Here is a 23628-nt window from a genome sequence, read left to right on the forward strand (position 1 = left end):
GTACGACTATGTTCAGATTTGCAACACCCGAATATTTCTACCTGCTGATCCTCGTCCCCGTGCTGATCGGCGTCTACTGGTACTCAGTACGCGTCCGGCGACGGGCGTTGGAACGCTTCGGCGACCCGGAAACCATCCGGGGACTGATGCCGGAGGCCTCTCCGAAACGGGTACGCACCAAGTTCACGATCTTCGCGCTGGCGCTGGTCTTCATCGTCATCGGCCTGGCGCGACCGCAGTTCGGTTCCAAGCTGAAAGAGGTCACGCGCACGGGGATCGAAATGATGCTGGCGGTCGACGTATCGAACAGCATGTTGGCGCAGGATTTCGAACCGAATCGACTCGAACGCACCAAATTCGCGATCGACCGGCTGATCGAACAGCTTCATCAGGATAAAATCGGACTGATCGTATTCGCCGGCGATGCCTATATGCAGCTTCCGATCACCTCCGATTACGTCATCGCCCGCACGTTTGCGAACAACATCTCCCCGACCATGGTTTCGAGACAGGGAACGGCCATCGGCGCGGCCATCGACCTGGCGTCCCAATCGTTTTCGTCGGGTAGCGACGGCAGCCGCGTCATCGTCATCATCTCGGACGGCGAGAACCACGAAGACGACGCCATTGCCGCAGCAAAGGCCGCCGCCGAAAAGGGGATCAAGATCTATACGATCGGCATCGGAAGTCCGGAAGGCGCCCCGATCCCGATCGACGGGAATTTCATCAAGGACGAAAAAGGAAACATGGTCGTATCGAAACTCGACGAAGCGACGCTCGAACAGATCGCCCTGTCGACCGGAGGCGCTTACATCCGCGCCACGAACCGCAGCCTCGGACTCGACGAAATCGTCAAGAAGATCAACGAAGTCGAGAAAAAACAACTATCGTCCAGCGTTTTCGAAGATTTCAACGAACAATACCAATACCTGATCGGAATCGGACTGCTGCTGCTACTGATCGAATTCGTCATGCTCGAACGGAAAAGCCGTATCCTGAGCCGCTTGAATATTTTCCGAAAACAATAAAGCCCTCCGGGAAGCATTATTTTTCCTGGACGGTCGATCCGTCGGTAAAACCGGCAAAATTCGAAAGGATTTTCGCCGGCTTTTCGGTTTCTCCCGTCTTCCAAAATCCGCTTCCCGGGCACTGTATCCGATTCAGAATATCGACATACCAAACAACCCGGACAAAAATGTATAAAATTACTTTTTAGGCGATTTTTTTCGCGGGCGCACATGAATCTCATGGAAAATCAAGTAAATTTGCAGAATATTCGATTTTATTCAGAAAACTAAACCCGACGACAGATGCCGGTACGCTACTTCAAATACGACCAACCTTTCGCGCTCGAAAACGGAGAGAAGCTTCCCGAGCTGACCATCGCCTACCACACGTTCGGAACGTTCAAAGGGAACAACGCGGTCTGGGTCTGCCACGCGCTGACAGCCAACTCGGACGTAGCCGACTGGTGGCCGCATACGGTCGAACAGGGCCGGTTTCTCGACCCGAAGCGTTATTTCATCGTCTGCGCGAACATCATCGGCTCGCATTACGGATCGACCGGTCCGTTGAGCATCGATCCCGCGACCGGGAAGCCGTACTACGGCACATTCCCCTTCATCACGGTACGCGACATGGTCAACGCCCATTTTCTGCTGGCCGACCACCTCGGCATCGCATCGGCTCACGCCGTCGTCGGCAGTTCGATCGGCGGATTCCAGGCCCTCGAAATGGCGCTGACGCGACCGAACTTCGCCCGAAAACTGGTATTGATCGCAACGGCGGCCCGCAGCCAGCCGTGGGCCATCGCTTTCAACGAATCGCAGCGCATGGCCATCGAAACGGACGCCAGTTTCGGACAGGAAGACCCTGAAGCCGGGAAAAAGGGTATGCGGGTTTCCCGGTCGATCGGTCTGCTCAGCTACCGCGGTTCGTCGGCTTACAACGCCACGCAGCAGGAAAACGACAACCTGTACAAAATAGCCGGATTCCGGGCGACGACCTACCAGCAATACCAGGGTGACAAACTGTGCCGCCGTTTCGACGCCTACTCCTACTACCGCCTGACGCAGGCTTTCGACTCGCACAACGTCGGACGCTACCGCGGCGGCATCGAAAGCGCGCTCGGATCGGTCGCGAGCCCGACGATGGTCGTGGGAATTTCGTCGGACATGATCTTTCCCGTCTCGGAACAGGTCTTCCTGTACCGTCACATCCCGCAATGCCAGCTACGGCTGATCGACTCGCCGTTCGGCCACGACGGGTTCCTGGTCGAATACGACAAGCTGAACGCGCTGCTCAAACCGTTCATCGGTACGCCGACGGCCCGGTAACATCCCGTTATTTTCACCGGGAATGTTGCTTTTCGGCATTTTTTTTTCGATATTGCCGCAACCCGGATCAAATCGGAATACCTAAAATATTTAACCAAACTGATATGAAACTTTCTACTTTTTGCCGGATTCCGGCCCGCCGCATTGCGAAAACAGGCATCTGCACCCTCTCCGTACTACTGGGAACGGGACTTTTCGTATCGGCGCAAACCGTTACGGACCGGTTCGCGCCGCTTCCGGCAGGCGCCGTCCGGCTGACCAATTTTCTCGAAAACGACATCCGGAACTCGATCGAACATTGGAACAAAGGCGAACTGCCCTACCGCGAATTCGTGGAATTTTTCCGTTCCCAGGCTGCGCCCCAATTCGCCCTCGGCGAAATGTGGGGCAAAGCGGTGCGCTCGGGCTGCATGTTTTACCGATACACCCAGGACCCGGAACTCAAAAGCATCCTGAAGGCGACGGTCGAAGACCTGCTTTCGGTACAGAATCCCAACGGCAGTATCAGCTGTACGCCCGAAGAGCAGCAGCCCGGCGGGGAGAACGGCGACCTGTGGGAGCGCAAGTACGTCATGCTCGGACTGGATGAATACTATCGCTGGGTCGAACAGAACCCCGCCGTACTGGAGGCGTTGAAAAAACACGCCGACTGCCTCATCGCGCAAATAGGACATGCGCCCAAGACGGAAATCGTCGATCTGGGCTGGAGCGCCACCAACATCGGCCACGAAGCGTGCCACATCGAATCCAGCACGCTGCTGGAACCCTTCATGCGGCTGTACAACTGGACCGGCGAGCAACGGTACCTGGACTTCGCCTCGTACATCGTCGAATCGGGCGGAACCAAGCATTTCGATCTGATCCAGCAAGCCTGCGACAACACTCTCCCTTACAAGATGAGCGGCCATTACCCCAAGGCGTACGAAATGATGTCGATGTTCGAAGGGGTCGTAGAATACTACCGGGCAACGGGCGACGAGCGCTGCAAACAAGCATTCATGAACCTGTACGACAACATCCGGAAAAACGAACTCACCATCATCGGCAACGCCGGGGCCGATCAGCCCTACCACCCCTACGTCGCCGGGGAGGCGTGGGGCAACACCGCTTTCGAACAAACCAACCCCGACATCACCCGCATGATGGAGACCTGCGTGGGGGTAACCTGGCTGAAATTCTGCTCCCAGATCATGCGCCTGACCGGCGATCCCTCGCCCGTGGACGAGATCGAAAAATACGTCTATAACGGCCTGCTCGGGGCGATGAAACCTTCGGGCGACGGGTTCAGTTACGTGAATCTGCTGAACGGCAACAAGGTCGTCAATTACGGCTGGGGCTGGCATTTCGGCGATTTTTACGTCACCTGTTGCAACCTCAACGGTCCGATGGGACTGGCCTACATTCCGTACGTAGCCGTCATGGAAGACGATCGGGGGCCGATCGTCAATCTGTACAATGCGAGCGAAATCGACATGACGACGCCCCGTAAACGCCCGCTGAAACTCTCCCTCGAAACGGATTTCCCGCTGACCGGCAACGTGATCATCGAAGTCACGCCCGAAAAGAAAGAAGAATTCACCCTAAAATTGCGCATTCCTTCCTGGAGCGCGAATACCGTCGTCAAAGTGAACGGAAAGACGCAGGAAGTCGCGCCGGGCACCTACGCCGAATTGACGCGCAAATGGCAGGCCGGCGACCGCATCGAGGTCGCTTTCGACATGACCTGCCGCGTCATCGACGCGCCGCACGGCAGCAACCGCAAAGGAGATAATTTCCAGGCGGTCGTCTGGGGCCCGATCGTACTGGCCCGCGACCAGAACATCGATCCCGATTACGACAAGCCGGTACGGATAATCGCCGACGAAAACGGAATCGTCAAAATCAAAAAAGTGAACCCGACCCTGCCGACCACACGAATAGAGTTTGCGGTTCCGACCGCCGACGGCGAGATCCGGATGACCGACTACGCCTCGGTCAACGGATGGGAGGGAGCCAAAATATGCACCTGGCTGCCGGTAAAAACGGAATAGACGGCCGGATTCATCCAAAAAGCGGAGATACACGGACGAACGCGTTCATGTGTTTTCCAATCGAACGCACGATCCTCCCGGCAAGACGCTCCAGTCTGTCCGGACGACATACGGAAACGAATCAGGCGACGGGAAACTCTGAAATTCCGTCGCCTGATTCGTATTCATTCCGGAAATCTGACAATCCGGAAATTTCGCCGGGCGGCAGTCAGGCCTATGCTCCCGGACGCACTTCGTTCGTCAGTCTCCGCCCGTCCGAGAAATCGCGGACATTTTGCAGGGTCGTATGCGCAATGTTATCCAGCGCCTCACGGGTGAAAAATCCCTGGTGCGAGGTCACGATCACATTGTTGAACGACAACAGGCGCGCCAGCATATCGTCGCCCATGATCCGGTCGGAAGTATCCTCGTAAAAGTAAGCCGCTTCCTCCTCGTAAACGTCGAGACCGGCCGAACCGATCTTTTTCTTTTTCAGCCCCTCGATCAAAGCCTCCGTATGGATCAGTTGTCCCCGCCCCGTATTAATGAGCATCATCCCTTCTTTCATCTGATCGATGGCTTTTTCATTGATCATATACCGGGTCTGCTCGGTCAGGGGACAATGCAGCGAAATGATGTCCGATTGCCGGAACAACTGTTCGAGCGGCACGTACTCCACTCCTTCGTTCGCCGCGAACTCCCGGTCGGGATAAAGGTCGTACGCCAGTATATTCAACCCGAAACCCTTTAATATGCGGATCAACACCTTCGCTATTTGGCCCGTTCCGACGATTCCGGCCGTTTTTCCGTGCATATCGAACCCCAACAGGCCGTGCAATGAGAAATTACCGTCGCGCGTACGCCAGTAGGCGCGGTGGATCTTGCGGTTGAGCGCCAGCATCAACGCTACGGCATATTCGGCCACGGCATAAGGCGAATAGGCCGGCACGCGCACCACCGGAATGCGGTGCCTTGCCGCGGCATTCAAATCCACGTTGTTGAAACCCGCGCAACGCAATGCGATCAGCTTCACTCCCATGGCGGCAAGCCGGCCGATGGTTTCGGCATCGGCCGTATCGTTCACGAAAATACACACGACGTCGGTATCCTGCGCCAGAGCCACATTATTGAGATTCAAATGGCTCCGGTGGTAGTTGAACTCGAATCCGAAGGCGGCATTGGCCCGGTCGAACGAATCCCGGTCGTAAGGCTGTGTTCCGAAAAATGTTATTTTCATTTGTATTTTTTTAATGTATCGGTTTTGACAAAACAGTCGTTCTACTTTTCACGATTATGGTGAATCATAACAAATATCATGAAAATCTTCCGCGCAGCGCTTTAAATTTAACCGCATTTTCCACAATACCGCAGAATTACCCCATGTATCCAACGGCTGAAAGCCGACGGAGCAGATTCGAAATATAAAACCGGCTGGTAAAACGGTCTATCCGTCACGGTCTGCCGTCGGCTTTATCAGTAAAACCGTGAAAAGCGGAGACGATCTTACCGCCCCTTGCGTCGAATGATTTCGGCCGGCATGTCCTTTTGAAAAAACGGGCCGCAAAAAACAAAATATCAAACGTTTCGACCGTTTTTTAGTATTTTGTTTATTTTTTTGGCAGGAAATATGGTGAAATTGCCGGGAAGAGGGTTACTTTTGTATTCATTTTGAAAAGACCGGAACCGGCGAAAGACGCATCCCGAAGCGGACGGGTCCGCAACCGGATTCGAAAAACAGTCATAAAACGATAAAACCGATGAAATATCCCGAATCAGTAAATATCCTTTTATTGGGCTCAGGGGGCCGTGAACATGCCTTTGCATGGAAAATCGCTCAAAGCAAGCGGCTGGCGCGGCTGTATATCGCTCCGGGGAACGCAGGCACCGCCGTATGCGGGACGAACGTGGACATCAATCCGGTCAATTTCGCGGCCGTCAAACAGTTCGTGCTGTCGAACAACATCAACATGGTCGTCGTCGGCCCGGAAGAACCGCTGGTAAAAGGGATTTACGATTTTTTCAAGGAAGACCATCAGATCAGCAACATCCCCGTGATCGGCCCGTCGACGGTCGGGGCGCGGCTCGAAGGGAGTAAGGATTTCGCCAAGGATTTCATGATCCGCCACCGTATTCCGACGGCCGCCTACCGTAGTTTCACAAAGAAAAACGCCGACGAAGCCAAAGCCTTTCTCGAAACGCTGAAAGCGCCTTACGTGCTGAAAGCCGACGGACTGGCCGCCGGAAAAGGAGTGCTGATCGTCGATTCGCTCGAAACGGCGAAAGCCGAGCTGGATACGATGCTCAACGGGCGTTTCGGGCACGCCGGCGACACGGTCGTGATCGAAGAGTTCCTGTCGGGAATCGAATGTTCGGTTTTCGTAGCCACCGACGGCAAGAATTTCAGCGTGCTGCCCGTCGCAAAAGATTACAAGCGGATCGGCGTCGGGGACACCGGCCCGAACACCGGCGGCATGGGGGCCGTATCGCCGGTTCCGTTCGCCGACGCAAAATTTATGGACAAGGTCGTATCGACCATCGTCGAACCGACCGTCAAAGGGCTCTCTGCCGATAAGATCGACTACAAAGGATTTATTTTCATCGGATTGATGAACGTGCAAGGCGATCCTTATGTGATCGAATACAACGTCCGCATGGGCGATCCCGAAACCGAAGCGGTGCTGCCGCGCATCGAATCGGACATCGTCGAACTGTTCCAGGGCATCGCTTACGGCGGACTCGACCAATACGAACTGAAAATCACCCCGGCGACCGCCGCCACAGTGGTCTGCGTATCCGGCGGCTACCCGGGCGACTATGCCAAAGGCATGGAAATCAAAGGACTCGGCAACACGGCAGACAGCATCGTCTTCCATGCGGGAACCACGGCCAAAGGCGGCAAAACGTTTACGGCAGGCGGGCGCGTGCTGGCCGTCACGTCGTTCGGCGACAACATTACGGACGCCGTCGGCAAATCCTACAAAACGATCGAAGGAATCGGCTACGAAGGGAAATACTACCGCACGGACATCGGAAAAGACCTGCTGTAACGGCAGGGGAAGGCCATGGGAGAGATCACCCGCCTGAACCTGAGTTGGACGCTGCTGTTCTTCGGACTGTTCCTGGGGCTTTTTTGGGGACGGTCGGAGTTGCTACCGACAGCGGCGGGCGGCGCCGATATGCCGCTGGGATCGTTGCTGAACCGGTTCTCCGCGACATATCCGATTGCGGCGAAAACGCTGGCTGCCGTACTGCTTTTCCTGAACAGCATCCTGTTGCTGCGGATCGTCTCCCGCAACATGATCCTGACCGACCGGAGCTACATGCCGATCATCGTCTACCTGCTCGTCGCTGCCGGTTGCGGTTTCGGCAGCTCGGCGCTCGGCGCCATAACCGTTTCGCTGCTGGCAGTCTGCTCGTTCGATCAGATGTTGGGTTCGTTCCGGAGAGCCGTCCAATACGGAAAGCTATTCAATGCGGCGCTGCTGGCCGGTCTTGCACCCCTGGTCTGGTCGCACGCCGTCGTTTATGCGTTTCTGCTGCCCGTTTCGTTGATCCTGTTCAAAAAAGGCGGCCGCGAATGGATCGTGGCATGGGTCGGCTTTTTGTTGCCGTGGGCGATCTGCTCGTACGTCTACTGGGGAATGGGGTATCCATTCGGCCACGTAACCGGCCTGCTCGCCGGGAACCTCGGGAACCTGCTTGCCGGCGGAGATTTCCCCGACGTCCTGCGCCATCCGGAACTGCCGGTCTTCTGGGGAATGTGCCTGACGACCGTCGTGCTTTCGCTGATCTCGTTTATCCGGCGCTCGGACACGATCCGCACACGGGCCTATAAATCCTACATCTACTTTCTGTGGATTCTGCTCTTCTCGGCGGTACCGTTCGCTTTTCCGGGCCGGTCGGTACAGGATTTCCCGATGATCGCCGTCCCTTTGGCAATCATCATCCCGCCCTATTTCATCCGCTACCGGGGCTGGATTCCCGGCCTGATCTATTTCGCGCTGATCGGCAGCATCGTTTTTTACAACCTCGCTCCGGCATTACTTCCCTGACCGTTTTTTCCGGCGATCCGCAACGGGACATATCACACGCAGCGCCCCGGCCTCGCAGGTAATATGCACCGGGAAGCGCGGCCCGGGCTGTCCGTCGATGTCGGTCGACTCCTCGCTGTACGAATACAACGTCACGTCGTCGCTCTTGAAATACACCACGCCCGGAGGGTAGCTGCCATTGTTGCGCTTGATGAAATGAAAAATCGTCCGGATCGTCTCGATCGGGCTGTCGCCCTTGATAACGATCACGTCGAGCAGGCCGTCGTCCGGCTCGGACAAGTAAGCGAAACGCATCTGCCCGGCGGTGCGTCCGTTGAATACGAAAAAGATCAGCGAAGAACCTTCGTAATTCCCGTGCGCCGACTCGATCGAAATATGCATTTTACGGAAATTCGGCAGTTCGCCCAGCCCGCCGAAATAGTAGGCCAGTTTCCCGAACGTGTTTTTCAGGATCGTCGGCGTTTTCTGCGAAACGTCGGTAAACAGCCCACAACTAAACACGTTGACGAAGTATTCGTCGTTGGCGCGCCCCAGATCCATGGTTCTGATCTCCCCGTTCAGGATCCGGCGACAGGCTTTCGCCAGATCGGACGGCACTCCGAGCACATGGGCGAAATCGTTGGCCGTCCCGGTCGGAAGCACCGCCACCGGAACGTCGAGCCCGCGCCGCTTCATCACGTTCACCACGTAATTGACCGTTCCGTCGCCGCCGGCGATCAGCGCGTGGTGGTAGCTCTGATCGACCCCGTCGAACATGTCGGTCTCCTCGGTATCCCCGAAACAAAGCCGGTACGGCACGACCGTATAACCGTGCCCCTGGTAAATCTCGATGATGTGGTCGAGCCACTCCGAAATCACGGTTTCTCCGGACTTGGGATTATAAATGAATCTGACTTTCTGCATCTTTTTTCACGTTTCTGAACCATAATGATATCGTCATTGCCGGGTCGACGCCTGCCGGGCGATCATCGCCTCCATTCCGGGAGTAAGATAGGTCTGATAGTTTCCCCGGTCGTCCGAATAGATCAGGTAAGCGTGCAACTCCGGATGCCCGGCCAGGAACTCCTTGCTTTTTTCGAGGCCGAGGATCATACAAACCGTGCCGTAAGCGTCGGCCAACGTCGCGGTAGGCCCCACGACCGTTACCGACAGCAGGTTGCTGATGATCGGCTCGCCGGTTCGGGCATTGATCGTATGCACGATCTTACGGCCTTTGTCGTCGGTATAGAATTTCCGGTAATTGCCCGAAGTGGCGAGTCCCTGCCCGCTGAGTCCGATCACCGTCTCCAGGTCGGCCCCCGGCAGCACGTTCCCTTCGGCCGGACGGTCGATTCCGACGCGCCAGGGTTTCCCTTCGGCATTCGACCCCCGACAGAAAATCTCTCCCCCCACTTCGACGATATAATCCGTCAGACCGAGGCTGTCGAAATAGGCGGCGATATAGTCCGAAGTCGCTCCTTGCGCAATCGAATTCAGGTCGAGCTGCATCCGCGGATCTTCTTTCCGCAACCGGCCGCCATCGACCGCGATTTTCCGATACCCGACGAATCGCAACAGCGAATCGACGTTCGGCTGCTGCACGACCGAATCGCCTGCAAACCCGTAAGCCGCCGTAAGCGGTTTGACCGTGATGTCGTATGCGCCGTCCGTCTCGCGGCTCAGCCGCTCGGCTTCGGCGATGCAATCCGCAATGAACGCATCCACCGAATCGGTCTCGTTGCGGTTCAGGCGGCTGAGCCGCGAATCGGGATTGAACAGCGACATCGAATTGTCGATCTCACGCAACAGACTGTCCACCTGACCTTTCAAATCTACCGGCCGGTCGCTTTTTATCACGATATGATAAGTTCCCCCCTGTGCGAAACCGTCGATTACGGTTACCTGATTGTCTTTCTTCACTCCGCCGCATGCGGCCACAGCCAGCGCAACAATCCCGAGCAAACCAATTTTAAATTTCATTATCAGCGTTTTAACATTCGAACATCGCACAAATTTATTTATTTTCCACAATATACGAATTATTTTTTATTACTTTGCAGGACAAATCAAGGAAGGAAGACGGGGGTGCCGCAGAACCGGCGGCTGAGATCAAACCCCAACACCTGATACGGTTAATACCGTCGGAGGGAGTTTTTCCAAAGGATAGCGCATTCGCCGCCTCTCTTTCTGCAAATCGTTTTTCGTATGGAAATATTTCTGAACGGAGTGAAAACCCCGACGCAGGCGTCGACCCTTTCGGAATTGATCGCAGAACAGTCGATCGCTACCGCCGGGCTGGCCGTCGCCATCGGGCTCCGCGTAATCCGCCGCGACGAGTGGGATGCTACGCCGGTCGCCGACCAGGCCGAAATCACGCTGATCCGCGCCACACAGGGAGGATAGAACAATGGTTGCAGATATTTTCCCGGAATCTCCGATCCTGATCACGCTGCCCCGTATTCTGAAAAACGAGGCGGAGACGCTGGCCGCACTGTGCGGCGCAGGAGTTTCCGTCATCCATATCCGCAAGCCGGAGGCGTCCGAACCGGAAATCGAAGAGTTGCTGAAAACGTTGCAGGCCCTCGGCGCGGACATGTCGCGGCTGACGATTCACTACAACGAACCGCTGGCCCGCAAATACGGGCTCGGAGGCGTGCACCTGCGCATCGAAGAACTGCTTGCCGGAGCCGGCGAAGGGCTGCGGCGGAGCTGTTCGGCGCACGGCTGGACGGAAGCGGAACGCGCGGCGACAGACGCGGACTACGTATTTCTGAGCCCGCTGTTCGATTCGATCTCGAAGCCGGGCTACCACAGCGCGATTGACCCGGCGGAAGCCGCCGAACGGTTACGGCGCCGCAAAGGGAGGATCGTCGCGCTCGGCGGGATCCGTCCGGCGAACATCGCACGGGTAAGGCGGATCGGATTCGACGGGGCCGCCGTACTCGGGGCCGCATGGAGCGCGGACGAAAAGGCTGTCAATACCGAACGCACCCTGAAAAATTACCATATCCTAAACCGCAAATGGAAAGCGGCCGGAGGAACGCTACAACTGATCTCGGACGGCGACCTCTCCGTCGCCGCGCAATTCCTCGACGCGGGCGGACGCTGGATCCAACTGCGGATGAAAGACGCCTCCGCAGAGGTTATCGTCTGCCGGGGCAAAGAGATGCTCGCCCTGTGCCGGAAACGCCGGGCCGTGCTCGTCGTCAACGATGCGCCGCAACTGGCGGTCGCGATCGGCGCCGACGGCGTGCACCTCGGTCAAGCCGATATGCCGCCCATCGAAGCGAGGCGGATTATCGGCGACGGAGCGGTTATCGGTTCGACGGCCAACACCTTCGAACAGATCGCAGCGCGCAACGACGGCGAAACCGACTACGTCGGACTGGGACCCTTCCGTTTCACGACAACCAAGAAAAACCTGTCGCCGGTGCTCGGCACGGAGGGTTACCGCACGATCCTCGGACGTATGCGGACGGAAAATATCCCCCTGCCGGTCGTGGCGATCGGCGGCATCGAACTGCCGGATATACCGCAGATCATGCGGACGGGGGTCGACGGGATCGCCCTCAGCGGAGCGATCGCCCGCGCGGACTCGCCCGCCACGACGACCGCGAATTTTCTGAACGCAATCCGGAACGCATGAACCGCAGGCCGGGCCGACAGATAACAAAACAATACGTTATTATAAAACAATGGAAAATTTAATTATCGGAAACAAAACGTTTCACTCGCGGCTCTTCGTCGGAACCGGGAAGTTTTCATCCGCGGAACTGATGGGCAAAGCCACCGCCGCCAGCGGCAGCGAACTGGTAACCGTCGCGCTGAAACGAGTAGAACTCGAAAACCCGCAGGACGACATGCTCAGTCACCTGCACCTGCCGGGAGTCAACCTGCTGCCGAACACATCGGGGGTACGCAATGCCAAAGAAGCGGTTTTCGCCGCGCAGATGGCGCGCGAAGCGCTCGGGACGAACTGGATCAAACTCGAAATCCATCCCGATCCTCGCTACCTGCTGCCCGACCCGATCGAAACGCTGGCCGCGGCCGAACAGCTCGTAAAAGACGGCTTCATCGTGATGCCGTACATCAACGCCGACCCGGTACTGTGCAAACGGCTCGAAGAGGTAGGCACGGCCTGCGTCATGCCTCTGGGCGCCCCGATCGGATCGAACCGGGGACTGAAAACCCGCGACCTGCTGAGAATCATCATCGAACAGAGCAACGTCCCGGTCGTCGTCGACGCCGGAATCGGCGCTCCGTCGCACGCCGCCGAAGCGATGGAGATGGGCGCGTCGGCCGTACTGGTCAACACCGCAATCGCCGTAGCGCAGGACCCGGTACAAATGGCCGTCGCTTTCAAAATGGCCGTCGAAGCCGGACGCATGGCATACGAGGCGCAGCTCGCGCCGCAAACGACCGCCGCATCGGCCACCAGCCCGTTAAACCCGTTTTTGGAAGGCATTAAAGGTCTGCAACAATGAGTTATTACGACATCATTCTCCAGTACGACTGGGAAACCACGCGGCGTAAGATCTACGCCTCGACCGAGGCCGACGTAGAACGCGCCCTGAGTCACGACCGCCCGTCGATGGACGACTTCGCGGCGCTCGTTTCCCCCGCGGCGGACAAGTACCTGAACGAAATGGCCGCCAAAAGCTACCGCATCACTCGCCGCCGTTTCGGCAACACGATGCAACTGTACATCCCGCTCTACCTCGCGAATATTTGCCAGAACCACTGCGTTTACTGCGGTTTCAACTGCACGAACAAGATCCACCGCGCGATCCTCACGCCGGACGAAATCCACGCCGAATGCCAGGCCATCAAAAAAGATCCGTTCGAACACATCTTGCTGGTGACGGGCGAAGCGCCGCGCTCATCGAGCGTACAATACATGGCCGATTCGATGGAGATCGTCAAACAGTATTTCCAGCAGATCTCGCTCGAAGTGCAGCCGCTCGAAACGGACGAATACCGGATGCTGATGGACCACGGCCTGCATTCGGTCTACGTCTATCAGGAGACCTACAACCGCGAACGCTATCCGGTCTACCACCTGCGCGGCCGCAAAGCCGACTACCGCTACCGGCTCGAAACGCCCGACCGGTTGTGCGAAGCCGGGGTGTACAAGGTCGGCGTCGGCAACCTGATCGGCCTCGAGGACTGGCGCACCGAAGCGTTCTTCACGGCATTGCACGTCCGTTACCTCGAAAACCGTTACTGGAGGCAGAAATACTCGATCGCCTTCCCGCGGCTGCGCCCTTATTTCGGCGAGGACGGGTTCAATCCCGAACACCCGACCACCGAACGCAACCTGCTGCAACTGATCTGCGCCTACCGGTTGCTGAGCGAAGACGTCGAACTGTCGATCTCGACGCGCGAAAGCGCCGCCTGCCGCGACACGGTGCTGCCGTTCGGCGTGACGGTCATCAGCGCCGGTTCGAAAACCACGCCGGGCGGTTATGCGCACCCGACGCAGGAGCTCGAACAGTGGGCCATCAACGACGATCGCACGCCGACCGAGGTGTTCGACGCGGTCCGGGCCAAAGGGTTCGAACCGGTATGGAAAGACTGGTCGGGCTTTATGCAGGAAGCCAATATTCCCGCTTAAGACACGAAAACGTAAACCGCAGCCGGAAACAGGGAGCCTTCGGCAAACCGGCCTACCTGTTTCCGGTTGTTTTTAATAACGACAAATTATGCGTATTCTGATCCAGCGAGTACGACGCGCCTCGGTAACGATCGGGGAACAAACCCATTGCGCTATCGGCAACGGGCTGCTCGTCCTGGTCGGCATCGAAGAGGCCGACAACGACGAAGATATCGCATGGCTGACCGGAAAATTGACAAAACTTCGTATATTTGCCGACGAATCCGGCGCGATGAACCGGTCGGCAGAGGCAACCGGGGCCGACATACTGATCGTCAGCCAGTTTACGCTGTATGCACAGACCAAAAAAGGAAACCGGCCGTCGTACATACGGGCTGCACGTCCCGAAACGGCGATCCCGCTGTACGAACGGTTCGTCGAATCGGTCGAACGGGCGATGGGACACCGGATCGAAACGGGAGTCTTCGGCGCCGATATGCAGGTGGAACTGGTCAACGACGGTCCGGTAACCATCTGGATCGACTCCAAAAACCGGGAATAAGTTAATACGCGAAAACTATGACTATCAAAGAGGCTCAGGAACTGATCGAAACCTGGACGGCGAAAAACAACGTCCGCAACAACGAACTGACCAACATGGCGCTGCTGACCGAAGAGATCGGCAAACTGACCCGCGTGATGGTGCGCCGTTTCAACGATCACGCCAATGAGCCGAATTTCCGGTACGAGGTTTCGGACGAGATCGGCGATATCCTGTGGGCGTTGGTGAACGTCGCCAACCAGACGGGCGTCGACCTGACCGTATCGCTGATCAACGCCCTCGAACGTAAAAGCAACCAGCAGAGCCACCTGTCCTCTCCGAAGAAAAAATAAATCCGTCGGTTACGCAACGGCGCGAAACTTCCTTTCTCAATTTTGAAACCGCCTGTTTTTCCGACAGTCTTTTATTAAATATCCGCCGCATATCCGGTCAAAACAGCATCATCCGTACACCGGCCGGCAAGCCCCGCGACAAACAATCACATTTCAACAATACACACCCTATTTTCAAAAAACGAACAGTCTTCGTATTAAAAACAATATTTTCTTAACTTTGAGAAGCGCACAGCCATGTACTTTGAAAATATTGATTACGAAAGCCTTTATACTATCGCTCGTCGCACTGGGCTGGACGGTCGCGCTGCAAGCACAGAACTTTCAGGTTCAAGCCGTTTCAGGAGAAAAGAAACTCAGCTATGCCTACATTTATCTCAACGGCAGGGTGTGCGGGATCGCCGATCAGGACGGCGCGTTCAATATTCCCCATAGCAAATTGCACATCGGCGATACGATTCCGGCAAGTTATGTCGGAGCCCGGCCCGCTTTCGCGGTCTACACAAAAGAATTGGCCGGCGAATCCGAATGTACGCTCGAATGCAGCCCGATTAGGCGTTGGACGCGGTCGAAGTAAGTTCCAAATTCAACATCTGGCGCTTTTTCAACAAAAACGTCCGGAAACGCATCCCGCCGGACTGATTGCCCCGGAGCGAACCGGCGGGCCGATGATTTTCGTATCTTTGCCGGTAAAATCATGCGGACATGACGACAAATCTCAGACAACTGTTCCTCGAACACGTCGGACAGACATCCGATAACCCGATGATGCTCGAAGTGGAGCGCGCCGAAGGAATCTACCTGTACGGGCGAGACGGGAAACGGTGGATCGACCTGATCTCCGGCGTCTCGGTCAGCGCCGTAGGGCACGGCAACCGGCAGGTAATCGACGCGATCTGCTCGCAGGCGCAGGACTACCTGCACCTGATGGTCTACGGCGAAGCGGTCGAATCGCCTCAGGTACGCTACGCACAGCGCATCGCATCGCTGCTGCCCGATCCGCTCGACACGGTTTATTTCGTCAATTCGGGCAGCGAAGCGGTCGAAGGGGCGTTGAAACTGGCCAAACGCTATACCGGACGAACCGAAATCATCTATTACAAGAACGCTTACCACGGCAGTACGCACGGCTCGCTCAGCGTGATGGGCGGAGAGGAGTACCGCAACGCATACCGCCCGCTACTGCCGGACACCCGGCAAATCCGGTTCAACGAACCCGCAGACCTGCGATACGTCACTCCGCGCACGGCCTGCGTCATCATCGAACCGGTACAGGGCGAAGGCGGTATTTTCCCGGCCGACCGGGACTACCTGCAGGCGCTACGCGACCGGTGCGACCAGACCGGAACGCTACTGATCTACGACGAAATCCAGACCGGACTCGGACGTACCGGCACCCTCTACTTTTTCCAGCAGTACGGCATCGTCCCGGACATCTTGTGCACGGCGAAAGCTTTCGGCGGCGGTATGCCGCTGGGCGCGTTCATCGCGTCGAATCGAATCATGTCGGTGCTGAAAACCAACCCGGTACTGGGCCACATCACCACGTTCGGCGGACACCCGGTCTGCTGCGCCGCCGGGCTCGCCGCCCTGGAATACATCCTGTCCGAACGACTGACGGAGCTAGCCGACGCAAAAGGAGCGTTGTACGAAAGCCTACTCGCCGGACATCCGCTCGTCCGCGAAATCCGGCGGACGGGTCTGCTGCTGGGCGTCGAATTCGGCGACAGCGAACTGACCGCGCGGATCGTGCTGCGGGCGATCGACCGGGGGCTGATGACCGAATGGTTCCTGTTTCACGACACGGCAATGCGGATCGCCCCGCCGCTGACAATCACCGACGCGGAGATCCGCGAATCCTGCGAGATTCTGCTGGAAGTGCTGAACGGAGCTGCCGAATAGCCTTTCCCCGACGCTCCGTGCCGAAGCCGGGATATCCGTTGCAAATGGACGGCGAACGCTCTCCGGCGGTTTTAAAACCGAATGGTTTGATATTCGCAAAAAAGTCTTAATTTTGCAAGGCTATGACTGATTTTTCCGAGCAAAACTAATCACTAAATAAACAAACTCAACAATGAAAAAAACGTTGAAAATAGTTGTTCTGGCCAAACAGGTTCCCGACACCCGCAACGTCGGCAAAGACGCCATGAAAGCCGACGGAACGGTGAATCGCGCAGCCTTGCCGGCCATTTTCAACCCGGAAGACCTCAACGCGCTCGAACAGGCCCTCGTCCTGAAGGACATGTTTCCCGGCAGCCGCGTCGACATCCTGACGATGGGCCCCGGACGGGCGGCGGAAATTATCCGCGAAGGCATGTTCCGCGGAGCCGACGGCGGCGTACTGCTGACCGACCGCAAATTCGCCGGATCGGATACGCTGGCCACTTCCTACGCTCTGTCCCGCGCCGCAGCCAAAATGAACCCGGACATCATCATCGCCGGACGTCAGGCCATCGACGGCGACACCGCCCAGGTAGGCCCGCAGGTCGCCGAGAAGATGAACCTGCCGCAGGTAACCTACGCCGAAGAGATCGTCGGCGTGGAAGGCGACGAACTGGTGATCCGTCGCCGGCTCGAACACGGCATCGAAACGGTAGCTTGCCGTATGCCGCTGGTAATGACGGTCAACGGCTCGGCCGCTGAATGCCGTCCGCGCCACGCCAAACTGGTGATGAAATACAAATATGCGATTACGCCGAGCGAATGCCAGCAGGACGAAGTGGGCTGCTACGCCGACCTGCGCGCACAGCGCCCGTACCTGAATATTACCGAATGGAACGTAGCCGACGTCGATGCCGACGACCGGCAACTGGGCCTCTCCGGCTCTCCGACCAAGGTTAAAAAGATCGAGAACGTGGTGTTCGCCGCCAAGGAAGCCAAGAAGCTGACCGCTTCCGACCAGGACATCGACTCCCTGATGCAGGAACTGATCGCCAGTCATACCTTAGGATAACCCGAATCGTAAACTGATAAAACGCATATTGATGAACAACATATTTGTATATTGCGAAATCGAGGACGGCAAGGTGGCCGACGTGTCGCTGGAACTACTGACCAAAGGCCGCGTGCTGGCCGACACGCTCGGGTGCGAACTCGAAGCGCTGGCGCTGGGACACAACCTCGCCGGAATTGAAAAAGAACTGGCCGAATACGGCGCCGACAGGGTGCACGTTGCCGACTGCGAATGCCTCGCCCCGTACCGCACGCTGCCGCATGCGGCGGTCGTCTGCGGGATTTTCAAGGAAGAGCAACCGCAGATCGCGCTGTTCGGCGCCACGCCGGTCGGACGCGACCTCGGCCCGCGCGTATCGTCGACGCTGCACAGCGGCCTGACGGCCGACTGCACGAGCCTCGAAATCGGCTCGCACACCGACGTGAAAAGCGGCAAAGAGTATAAAGACCTGCTTTACCAGATCCGTCCTGCATTCGGCGGCAACATCATCGCGACGATCATCAATCCGGATCATCGTCCGCAGATGGCCACCGTCCGCGAAGGCGTGATGAAGAAAGAAAAGGCCAAAACGCCGGGTAAAGGCATCGTTAAAAAAGTCGATCCGAAGAAATACGTGAACGACGCGGATTTCGTCGTACGGATCATCGACCGGCAGATCGAAGAGCGCAAGATCAATATCAAGGGCGCTCCGGTGATCGTAGCCGGCGGTTACGGCATGGGATCGAAAGAGAATTTCGACTTGCTGTTCGAACTGGCCGACGTGCTGGGCGCCGAGGTAGGCGCTTCGCGCGCGGCGGTCGACGCGGGAATGGCCGAACACGGCCGGCAGGTCGGACAAACCGGCGTTACGGTGCGTCCGAAACTGTACATCGCCTGCGGTATCTCGGGCCAGATCCAGCATACGGCCGGTATGGATCAATCGTCGATGATCATCTCGATCAATACCGATCCGGACGCGCCGATCAACAAAATCGCGGATTACGCGATCACGGGCGACGTGACGGAAGTGATCCCGAAAATGATCAAATACTACAAACAGAACTCGAAATAACGCACGACGTGCCTAATTCACAATAAACGATGGCTAATTTCTTTTTAGACAATAAAGACCTCCAGTACCACATGAACCATCCGTTGATGAAGCGGATCGTGGAACTCAAGGAGAAAGGCTATGCCGACAAAGATTTATACGATTATGCGCCGACCGATTTCGAGGACGCGCAGGACAGCTACCGCCGCGTGATGGAGATCATCGGCGAGGTCTGCGGCGACGTGATCGCCCCGAATGCCGAAGGCGTCGACCACGAAGGCCCGAAGGTGGTGGACGACCATGTGGTCTATGCCCCGGGAACGGCCCGAAACATCGAGGCGCTGAACAAAGCCGGTCTGTTCGGCCTGACGCTGCCGCGCAAGTACGAAGGACTGAACTTTCCGCTGATCTACTTCGTGATGGCGAACGAAATGGTAGCCCGCGCCGACGCCGGATTCGAAAACATCTGGGGTTTGCAGGACTGCGCCGAAACGCTGAACGAGTTTGCTTCGGAAGAGATCAAAGCGAAATACCTGCCGCGCGTATCGCGGGGCGAAACCTGCGCGATGGACCTGACCGAGCCCGACGCCGGCAGCGACCTGCAGGCCGTAATGCTGAAGGCCCACTGGGACGAAGCGAAAGGGACTTGGTTGCTGAACGGCGTGAAACGGTTCATCACCAACGGCGACGGACACATCTCGCTGGTGCTGGCCCGTTCGGAAGAGGGAACGGCCGACGCGCGCGGACTGTCGATGTTCGTTTACGACCGCAACCACATGGCCGTAAAGGTGCGCCGCATCGAGAATAAACTCGGTATCAAAGGTTCGCCGACCTGCGAGCTGGTCTTCACGAACGCCCCGGCCGAACTGGTCGGCGACCGGAAGATGGGGCTGATCAAATACGTGATGTCGCTGATGAACGCAGCCCGTCTGGGCATCGGCGCGCAATCGACCGGCCTGTCGGAAGCCGCTTACCGCGAAGCGTTGAAATACGCCCGCGAACGCCAGCAGTTCGGCAAGGCGATCATCGAATTTCCGGCAATCCGCGAACTGCTGGCGAACATGAAGGCCAAACTGCAGGGATCGCGCGCGATGCTGTACGAGACGACCCGTTTCGTAGAGATCTACAAAGACCTCACCCACATCAGCCACGACCGCAAGCTCACGCCGGAAGAACGCGCCGAGATGAAAGCCTACACCCGGCTTGCGGACGCCTTCACGCCGATGCTGAAGCTGATGAGCAGCGAATACTGCAACTCGCTAGCCTACGATGCGATCCAGATTTTCGGCGGCTCGGGCTACATGAAAGACTACCCGATCGAGCGCATTTACCGCGACGCGCGTATCACGAACATTTACGAGGGCACTTCGCAGTTGCAGGTCGTTGCGGCGATCCGCCACGTCACCACGGGCACCTACCTCGCCCAGATCAAGGAATACGAGGCCCAGACCTACGAACAGAAACACCTGCACGAAAAGCTGGTCGCCCTGCGCGAAGAGTACGAACAGAGCGTCCAGAAGGTCGTTTCGGCCGAGAACAACGAGTTTATCGACTTCCATGCCCGCCGCATGGTGGAGATGGCCGCGCACATCATCATCAGCTACCTGCTGATGCGCCAGGCCGGCGAAGTGGAAGACTACCGCAACTCCGCGGAACTCTACGTGAAATACGCAGAGGCTCAGAACAGCGCGGCGGCACGCTACATCGAAAGTTCGACGCTGGCCGATCTGGATCTGATCTCCGCCGTCAAGGAAGAGGAGCTCTGATTTCCATATCCCGTTTAACGGGCGGGGCCTCCGGGAATCGTGAAGATTTCCCAGAGGCCCCGCTTCTATTCAAACTTCACGGTCAGCGGCGTTCATTGTAAAGCGCGAGACGCGCTTTACACAGCCGTTCGATCAGTTCCTTCATTTTCTGCGTCCGTTCGACGTATCCGCCGATCTCGGCCCGGCACGGGTCGCACCGGAACAGGAAAAGCGCATCCCTGCGGTATACGTCCAGCCGGCTCAGCATCCGGCTGTTGGAGGTCTGTTCGGGATCGAGCAGCAGGTACAACTCGGGCGAGATCGTCCGCATACGCAGCAGCAGCGTCGTCAGCGTGTGCAGGTCGGTATCTGCGGCGTAATAAACGCCGTAGAGCGCATGCAGCAGCATTTCGGCCGCGCAGGCGGTCAGGAACGCCGTCTGCCGGAAATCCCCGGCTACAAGGCTCCGCCCGGCGGCCGTAAGGAATCCCCCGGCCTGCCCCGAAAACAACTCGTAACGGTCGAGCGCCGCGAAATAAAATTTCTCGTAATTGCAGGGATTCCGGACGACCGTTTCCCGGCTGTACAGCACCTTCCCTTCGGACAACGCCATGCGGTAAAACCATTTCATTTTGCCGGCGGCCTCGGCTGCCGAATACAGGTGCAGGTTGATAAAAGAGATCGCCCGACTCCTGGTAGGATATTTAAATTTGAGGTAACCGTGCAGGTCGAGCCATTCCATCGTGGGATGCATCGGGGTAACGACCAGCAGGTCGTAAGCCGCCATTTCGCTGAACGGCATCGCACCGGCCAGCGAGCCGAACAGAACGACCCGTTCGGGATCGCCCGGACGATCCGGCCGAGCTCGCCGGAATCGTAACTCGCAGCGACCGCAGGTTGTCCGACCGCTTGTTCGGCGGATTGTTCGTCCGCATCCCGGAATAAATTTTCCTGCAAAAAATCCTGTTTCTGTAAAAAATTCGGTATCGTTTCCATTTTTATCAATTTTAAAAGTTTAGGGAATAAAGGTTCCGGCTTTGCCGCGCACGGACTGCGGCAAAGCGAATAAAGTTTTGACCGACAGGCATTTGTCAGATCAACAGATAAAAACGGAAACGGGATAACCTGTCACGGGGCGGATGCCCGGAGTTGGCCTTGCGGCTGGTCGGTACCGGAGTACGGACGGGATACATGGTTCGCATAAAATAAAAAATGCGCAGTTGCGAACCATATATCCCCTTGTTACAGGCTCAATAAAGTGCCATTCGCGGGTCGCTAAACCCCAACAGCTCTGCGCATACCTTTTTAAATTGATTGCTTTATCGAGCACCATAGTAACAATTAATAAATATATGATTCGCAAGAGCAAAGATACAAAATTTTAATTCCCGAGTATACGAAACGGCAAATAAAAACAGAAACGGGATAACCTGTCGCGGGGCGGACGCCCGAAGTTGACCTTGCGGCCGGTCGGTACCGGAGTACGACGGGACACATGGTTTGCATAAAATAGTAGGCAGAAGTTATGAAACTAATTCTATATATTTATAAACATATTCGGTTGATATACATATAAATATCTTTAAAAAGACGCAAAAAAGCAATGTTTTACCTATGTTGTACCCGTTAAAAAAACAAACGCTCAACTCGTTAAAAGTTAAGCGTTTACGACATAGTCTTGTTGACCCACCAGGATTCGAACCTGGAACGACAGAACCAAAATCTGCTGTGTTACCATTACACCATGGGTCAAACTTATTTCAGAACCGGATTTGAGCGACAAATATAGTGCAAGAAATTTTTATCTGCAAATTTCGTCCATGATCCGGGCGGTAGCTCCTTTGTGCTGCAATACATACTCCTTGCAAATCGTTCCGCTGCGTCCCGTGGCGTCCGGATCGTCGTGCAGGCCTGCGAACCATCGTTCCAGTTCTTCCGCCGAGGCGATACTCGCCGCACCGCGCAGCGTCACCAGATCGCGTGCCTCCCTGAATTTCCCGTAACGGGGTCCGAAAGCCAGCGGCAGTCCAAAGGTGGCCGCTTCCAGCGTATTGTGTATCCCGGCGCCGAAACCTCCGCCGATGTATCCCCAGCGGCCGTAGCGGTAGACGGACGACAGGATCCCGATCGTATCGACGAACAAGACGCCCGCTGCGGCGAGATCGCTTTGCGGAGTCAACTGCGTGTAGCGCAGCGCCGGGCGGGAAATACGCTCGCAGAACTTTTCGATCCGTGCGGGATCGATTTCGTGCGGCGCGACGATGAATTTCACGTCCGGATACCGTTCGATCAATCCCACTAACAATTCTTCGTCGGGCGGCCATGTGCTGCCGGCGATAAATACCGGAGCGTCTGCCGCGAACCGTTCGATTTCGGGTAGCCGTTTCGCTTGCTGCGCGATTTCGTATACCCGGTCGAAGCGGGTGTCGCCCGCCACACTGACCTGCTCGATGCCGATGCTTTTCAGCAAATTTCGCGAAGAGTCGTTTTGGACGAAGATATGCCGGAAAGCTCTCAGCGCGCTGCGGAAAAGTCCGCCGTAAGGACGGAAGAAAATCTGTCCGTCGCGGAATATCGACGAGATCAAGTAGAGTTTCGTGCCCGCCCGTTTCATCGCCAGCAGGTAGTTGACCCAGAATTCGTATTTGACGAAAACGGCGATTTTAGGCCGCACGATCGCCATGAAACGGCGCACGTTGCGCGGGGTGTCGGGCGGCAGGTAAAAGATGTAGTCGGCTCCGGGGTAGTTTTTGCGGATCTCGTAGCCGGACGGAGAAAAGAAGGTGACCAGTATCTTGTAACCCGGACATGCTTTGCGGAACGCTTCGATCACCGGCCGTCCCTGTTCGAATTCGCCGAGCGAAGCGGCATGGAACCATGCGATGTCGGCCCCGGAGTCCACCGTCCGGGCCAGTTTGTCGAAAATGCCCTTCCGTCCCCGCACCCAGAGTCGCGCTTTGGGGTTGAACAGGGCGGCAAGCCGTATCGCGGCGTTTGTCAAATAGATGCCAGAGTTGTAGAGCAGCCGCATCGGTCG

At 56.8% G+C, this 23628-nt stretch carries 21 protein-coding genes, 1 tRNA gene and 1 riboswitch; of the genes, 16 read left to right on the forward strand and 6 right to left on the reverse strand.

Annotated features, from left to right (window positions below):
- Window positions 1–8 precede the first annotated feature (8 nt).
- The 3 genes from PGR91_RS12195 (at window position 9) to PGR91_RS12205 (ending at window position 4366) form a co-directional block, all read left to right on the forward strand.
- Window positions 9–1028 (forward strand): vWA domain-containing protein, encoded by a 1020-nt coding sequence (locus PGR91_RS12195; protein ID WP_118457883.1) that lies wholly within the window; start codon window positions 9–11, stop codon window positions 1026–1028.
- Between the two features lie 282 nt (window positions 1029–1310).
- Window positions 1311–2336, forward strand: a complete 1026-nt coding sequence (locus PGR91_RS12200) for a homoserine O-acetyltransferase family protein (RefSeq protein ID WP_101573471.1) — start codon at window positions 1311–1313, stop codon at window positions 2334–2336.
- Between the two features lie 104 nt (window positions 2337–2440).
- Window positions 2441–4366 (forward strand): glycoside hydrolase family 127 protein, encoded by a 1926-nt coding sequence (locus PGR91_RS12205; RefSeq protein WP_182424269.1) that lies wholly within the window; start codon window positions 2441–2443, stop codon window positions 4364–4366.
- Window positions 4367–4580: 214 nt separating this feature from the next.
- Here the strand turns inward: PGR91_RS12205 and PGR91_RS12210 are convergent, their stop codons facing one another.
- Entirely contained in the window at window positions 4581–5582 is a 1002-nt protein-coding gene (locus PGR91_RS12210; RefSeq protein WP_118657184.1) for a 2-hydroxyacid dehydrogenase, read from the reverse strand.
- Between the two features lie 520 nt (window positions 5583–6102).
- On the opposite strand from PGR91_RS12210, the gene purD reads away from it, so the two are divergent.
- Window positions 6103–7392: a phosphoribosylamine--glycine ligase gene (gene purD / locus PGR91_RS12215; RefSeq protein ID WP_101573475.1), complete on the forward strand. Its 1290-nt coding sequence runs from the start codon at window positions 6103–6105 to the stop codon at window positions 7390–7392.
- Between the two features lie 15 nt (window positions 7393–7407).
- The gene (locus PGR91_RS12220; protein ID WP_055203182.1) at window positions 7408–8397 is read left to right on the forward strand and encodes a hypothetical protein; all 990 of its coding nucleotides are present in this window, start codon (window positions 7408–7410) and stop codon (window positions 8395–8397) included.
- On the opposite strand, the gene PGR91_RS12225 is transcribed toward PGR91_RS12220, so the two are convergent.
- Together PGR91_RS12225 and PGR91_RS12230 are read right to left on the reverse strand one after the other, a co-directional pair.
- Window positions 8386–9300, reverse strand: coding sequence for a YegS/Rv2252/BmrU family lipid kinase (locus PGR91_RS12225; RefSeq protein ID WP_055203180.1), 915 nt, complete (start codon window positions 9298–9300; stop codon window positions 8386–8388). The two genes, PGR91_RS12220 and PGR91_RS12225, sit on opposite strands and share 12 nt — an antisense overlap.
- Window positions 9301–9333: 33 nt before the next feature.
- Window positions 9334–10356 carry an FAD:protein FMN transferase gene (locus PGR91_RS12230; protein WP_118657185.1) on the reverse strand — a complete coding sequence of 341 codons (1023 nt, stop codon included), beginning with the start codon at window positions 10354–10356 and terminating at the stop codon, window positions 9334–9336.
- A gap of 91 nt (window positions 10357–10447) precedes the next feature.
- Window positions 10448–10543, forward strand: a riboswitch (TPP riboswitch).
- 38 nt (window positions 10544–10581) lie between these two features.
- Between PGR91_RS12230 and thiS the strand changes: the two genes are divergently transcribed.
- From thiS to PGR91_RS12285, 11 genes are all read left to right on the forward strand, one after another.
- Complete coding sequence (thiS, locus tag PGR91_RS12235) at window positions 10582–10779, forward strand: sulfur carrier protein ThiS (protein WP_055203176.1); 198 nt, start codon at window positions 10582–10584, stop codon at window positions 10777–10779.
- A gap of 4 nt (window positions 10780–10783) precedes the next feature.
- Window positions 10784–12022, forward strand: a complete 1239-nt coding sequence (locus PGR91_RS12240; RefSeq protein ID WP_118657186.1) for a thiamine phosphate synthase — start codon at window positions 10784–10786, stop codon at window positions 12020–12022.
- A gap of 49 nt (window positions 12023–12071) precedes the next feature.
- A complete protein-coding gene (locus PGR91_RS12245) occupies window positions 12072–12860 on the forward strand; it encodes a thiazole synthase (RefSeq protein ID WP_055203174.1) in 789 nt (262 codons plus the stop codon).
- Window positions 12857–13990, forward strand: a complete 1134-nt coding sequence (thiH, locus tag PGR91_RS12250; RefSeq protein WP_101573482.1) for a 2-iminoacetate synthase ThiH — start codon at window positions 12857–12859, stop codon at window positions 13988–13990. Before PGR91_RS12245 ends, thiH begins: the two co-directional genes overlap by 4 nt.
- An 88-nt stretch (window positions 13991–14078) precedes the next feature.
- A complete protein-coding gene (gene dtd, locus PGR91_RS12255; protein WP_118657187.1) occupies window positions 14079–14531 on the forward strand; it encodes a D-aminoacyl-tRNA deacylase in 453 nt (150 codons plus the stop codon).
- Window positions 14532–14548: 17 nt separating this feature from the next.
- Window positions 14549–14863 carry a MazG nucleotide pyrophosphohydrolase domain-containing protein gene (locus PGR91_RS12260; RefSeq protein WP_055203169.1) on the forward strand — a complete coding sequence of 105 codons (315 nt, stop codon included), beginning with the start codon at window positions 14549–14551 and terminating at the stop codon, window positions 14861–14863.
- Between the two features lie 244 nt (window positions 14864–15107).
- Complete coding sequence (locus tag PGR91_RS12265) at window positions 15108–15440, forward strand: hypothetical protein (protein WP_101573487.1); 333 nt, start codon at window positions 15108–15110, stop codon at window positions 15438–15440.
- A 128-nt stretch (window positions 15441–15568) separates the two neighbouring features.
- On the forward strand, window positions 15569–16765 hold the full coding sequence (locus PGR91_RS12270) for an aspartate aminotransferase family protein (protein WP_118657188.1): 1197 nt from the start codon (window positions 15569–15571) through the stop codon (window positions 16763–16765).
- Window positions 16766–16937: 172 nt separating this feature from the next.
- On the forward strand, window positions 16938–17816 hold the full coding sequence (locus PGR91_RS12275) for an electron transfer flavoprotein subunit beta/FixA family protein (RefSeq protein ID WP_101573489.1): 879 nt from the start codon (window positions 16938–16940) through the stop codon (window positions 17814–17816).
- Between the two features lie 31 nt (window positions 17817–17847).
- Complete coding sequence (locus tag PGR91_RS12280; RefSeq protein ID WP_055203162.1) at window positions 17848–18867, forward strand: electron transfer flavoprotein subunit alpha/FixB family protein; 1020 nt, start codon at window positions 17848–17850, stop codon at window positions 18865–18867.
- A gap of 29 nt (window positions 18868–18896) precedes the next feature.
- The gene (locus tag PGR91_RS12285) at window positions 18897–20612 is read left to right on the forward strand and encodes an acyl-CoA dehydrogenase family protein (protein ID WP_101573493.1); all 1716 of its coding nucleotides are present in this window, start codon (window positions 18897–18899) and stop codon (window positions 20610–20612) included.
- A gap of 82 nt (window positions 20613–20694) precedes the next feature.
- Here the strand turns inward: PGR91_RS12285 and PGR91_RS12290 are convergent, their stop codons facing one another.
- The 3 genes from PGR91_RS12290 to PGR91_RS12300 form a co-directional block, all read right to left on the reverse strand.
- Window positions 20695–21393: a hypothetical protein gene (locus tag PGR91_RS12290; RefSeq protein ID WP_118657189.1), complete on the reverse strand. Its 699-nt coding sequence runs from the start codon at window positions 21391–21393 to the stop codon at window positions 20695–20697.
- A gap of 879 nt (window positions 21394–22272) precedes the next feature.
- Window positions 22273–22343, reverse strand: a tRNA-Gln gene (locus PGR91_RS12295).
- Between the two features lie 49 nt (window positions 22344–22392).
- Window positions 22393–23622 carry a 3-deoxy-D-manno-octulosonic acid transferase gene (locus PGR91_RS12300; RefSeq protein WP_101573497.1) on the reverse strand — a complete coding sequence of 410 codons (1230 nt, stop codon included), beginning with the start codon at window positions 23620–23622 and terminating at the stop codon, window positions 22393–22395.
- Window positions 23623–23628: the final 6 nt, after the last annotated feature.

Source organism: Candidatus Alistipes pullistercoris, assembly GCF_027665465.1.
Lineage (GTDB): Bacteria > Bacteroidota > Bacteroidia > Bacteroidales > Rikenellaceae > Alistipes_A > Alistipes_A hominis.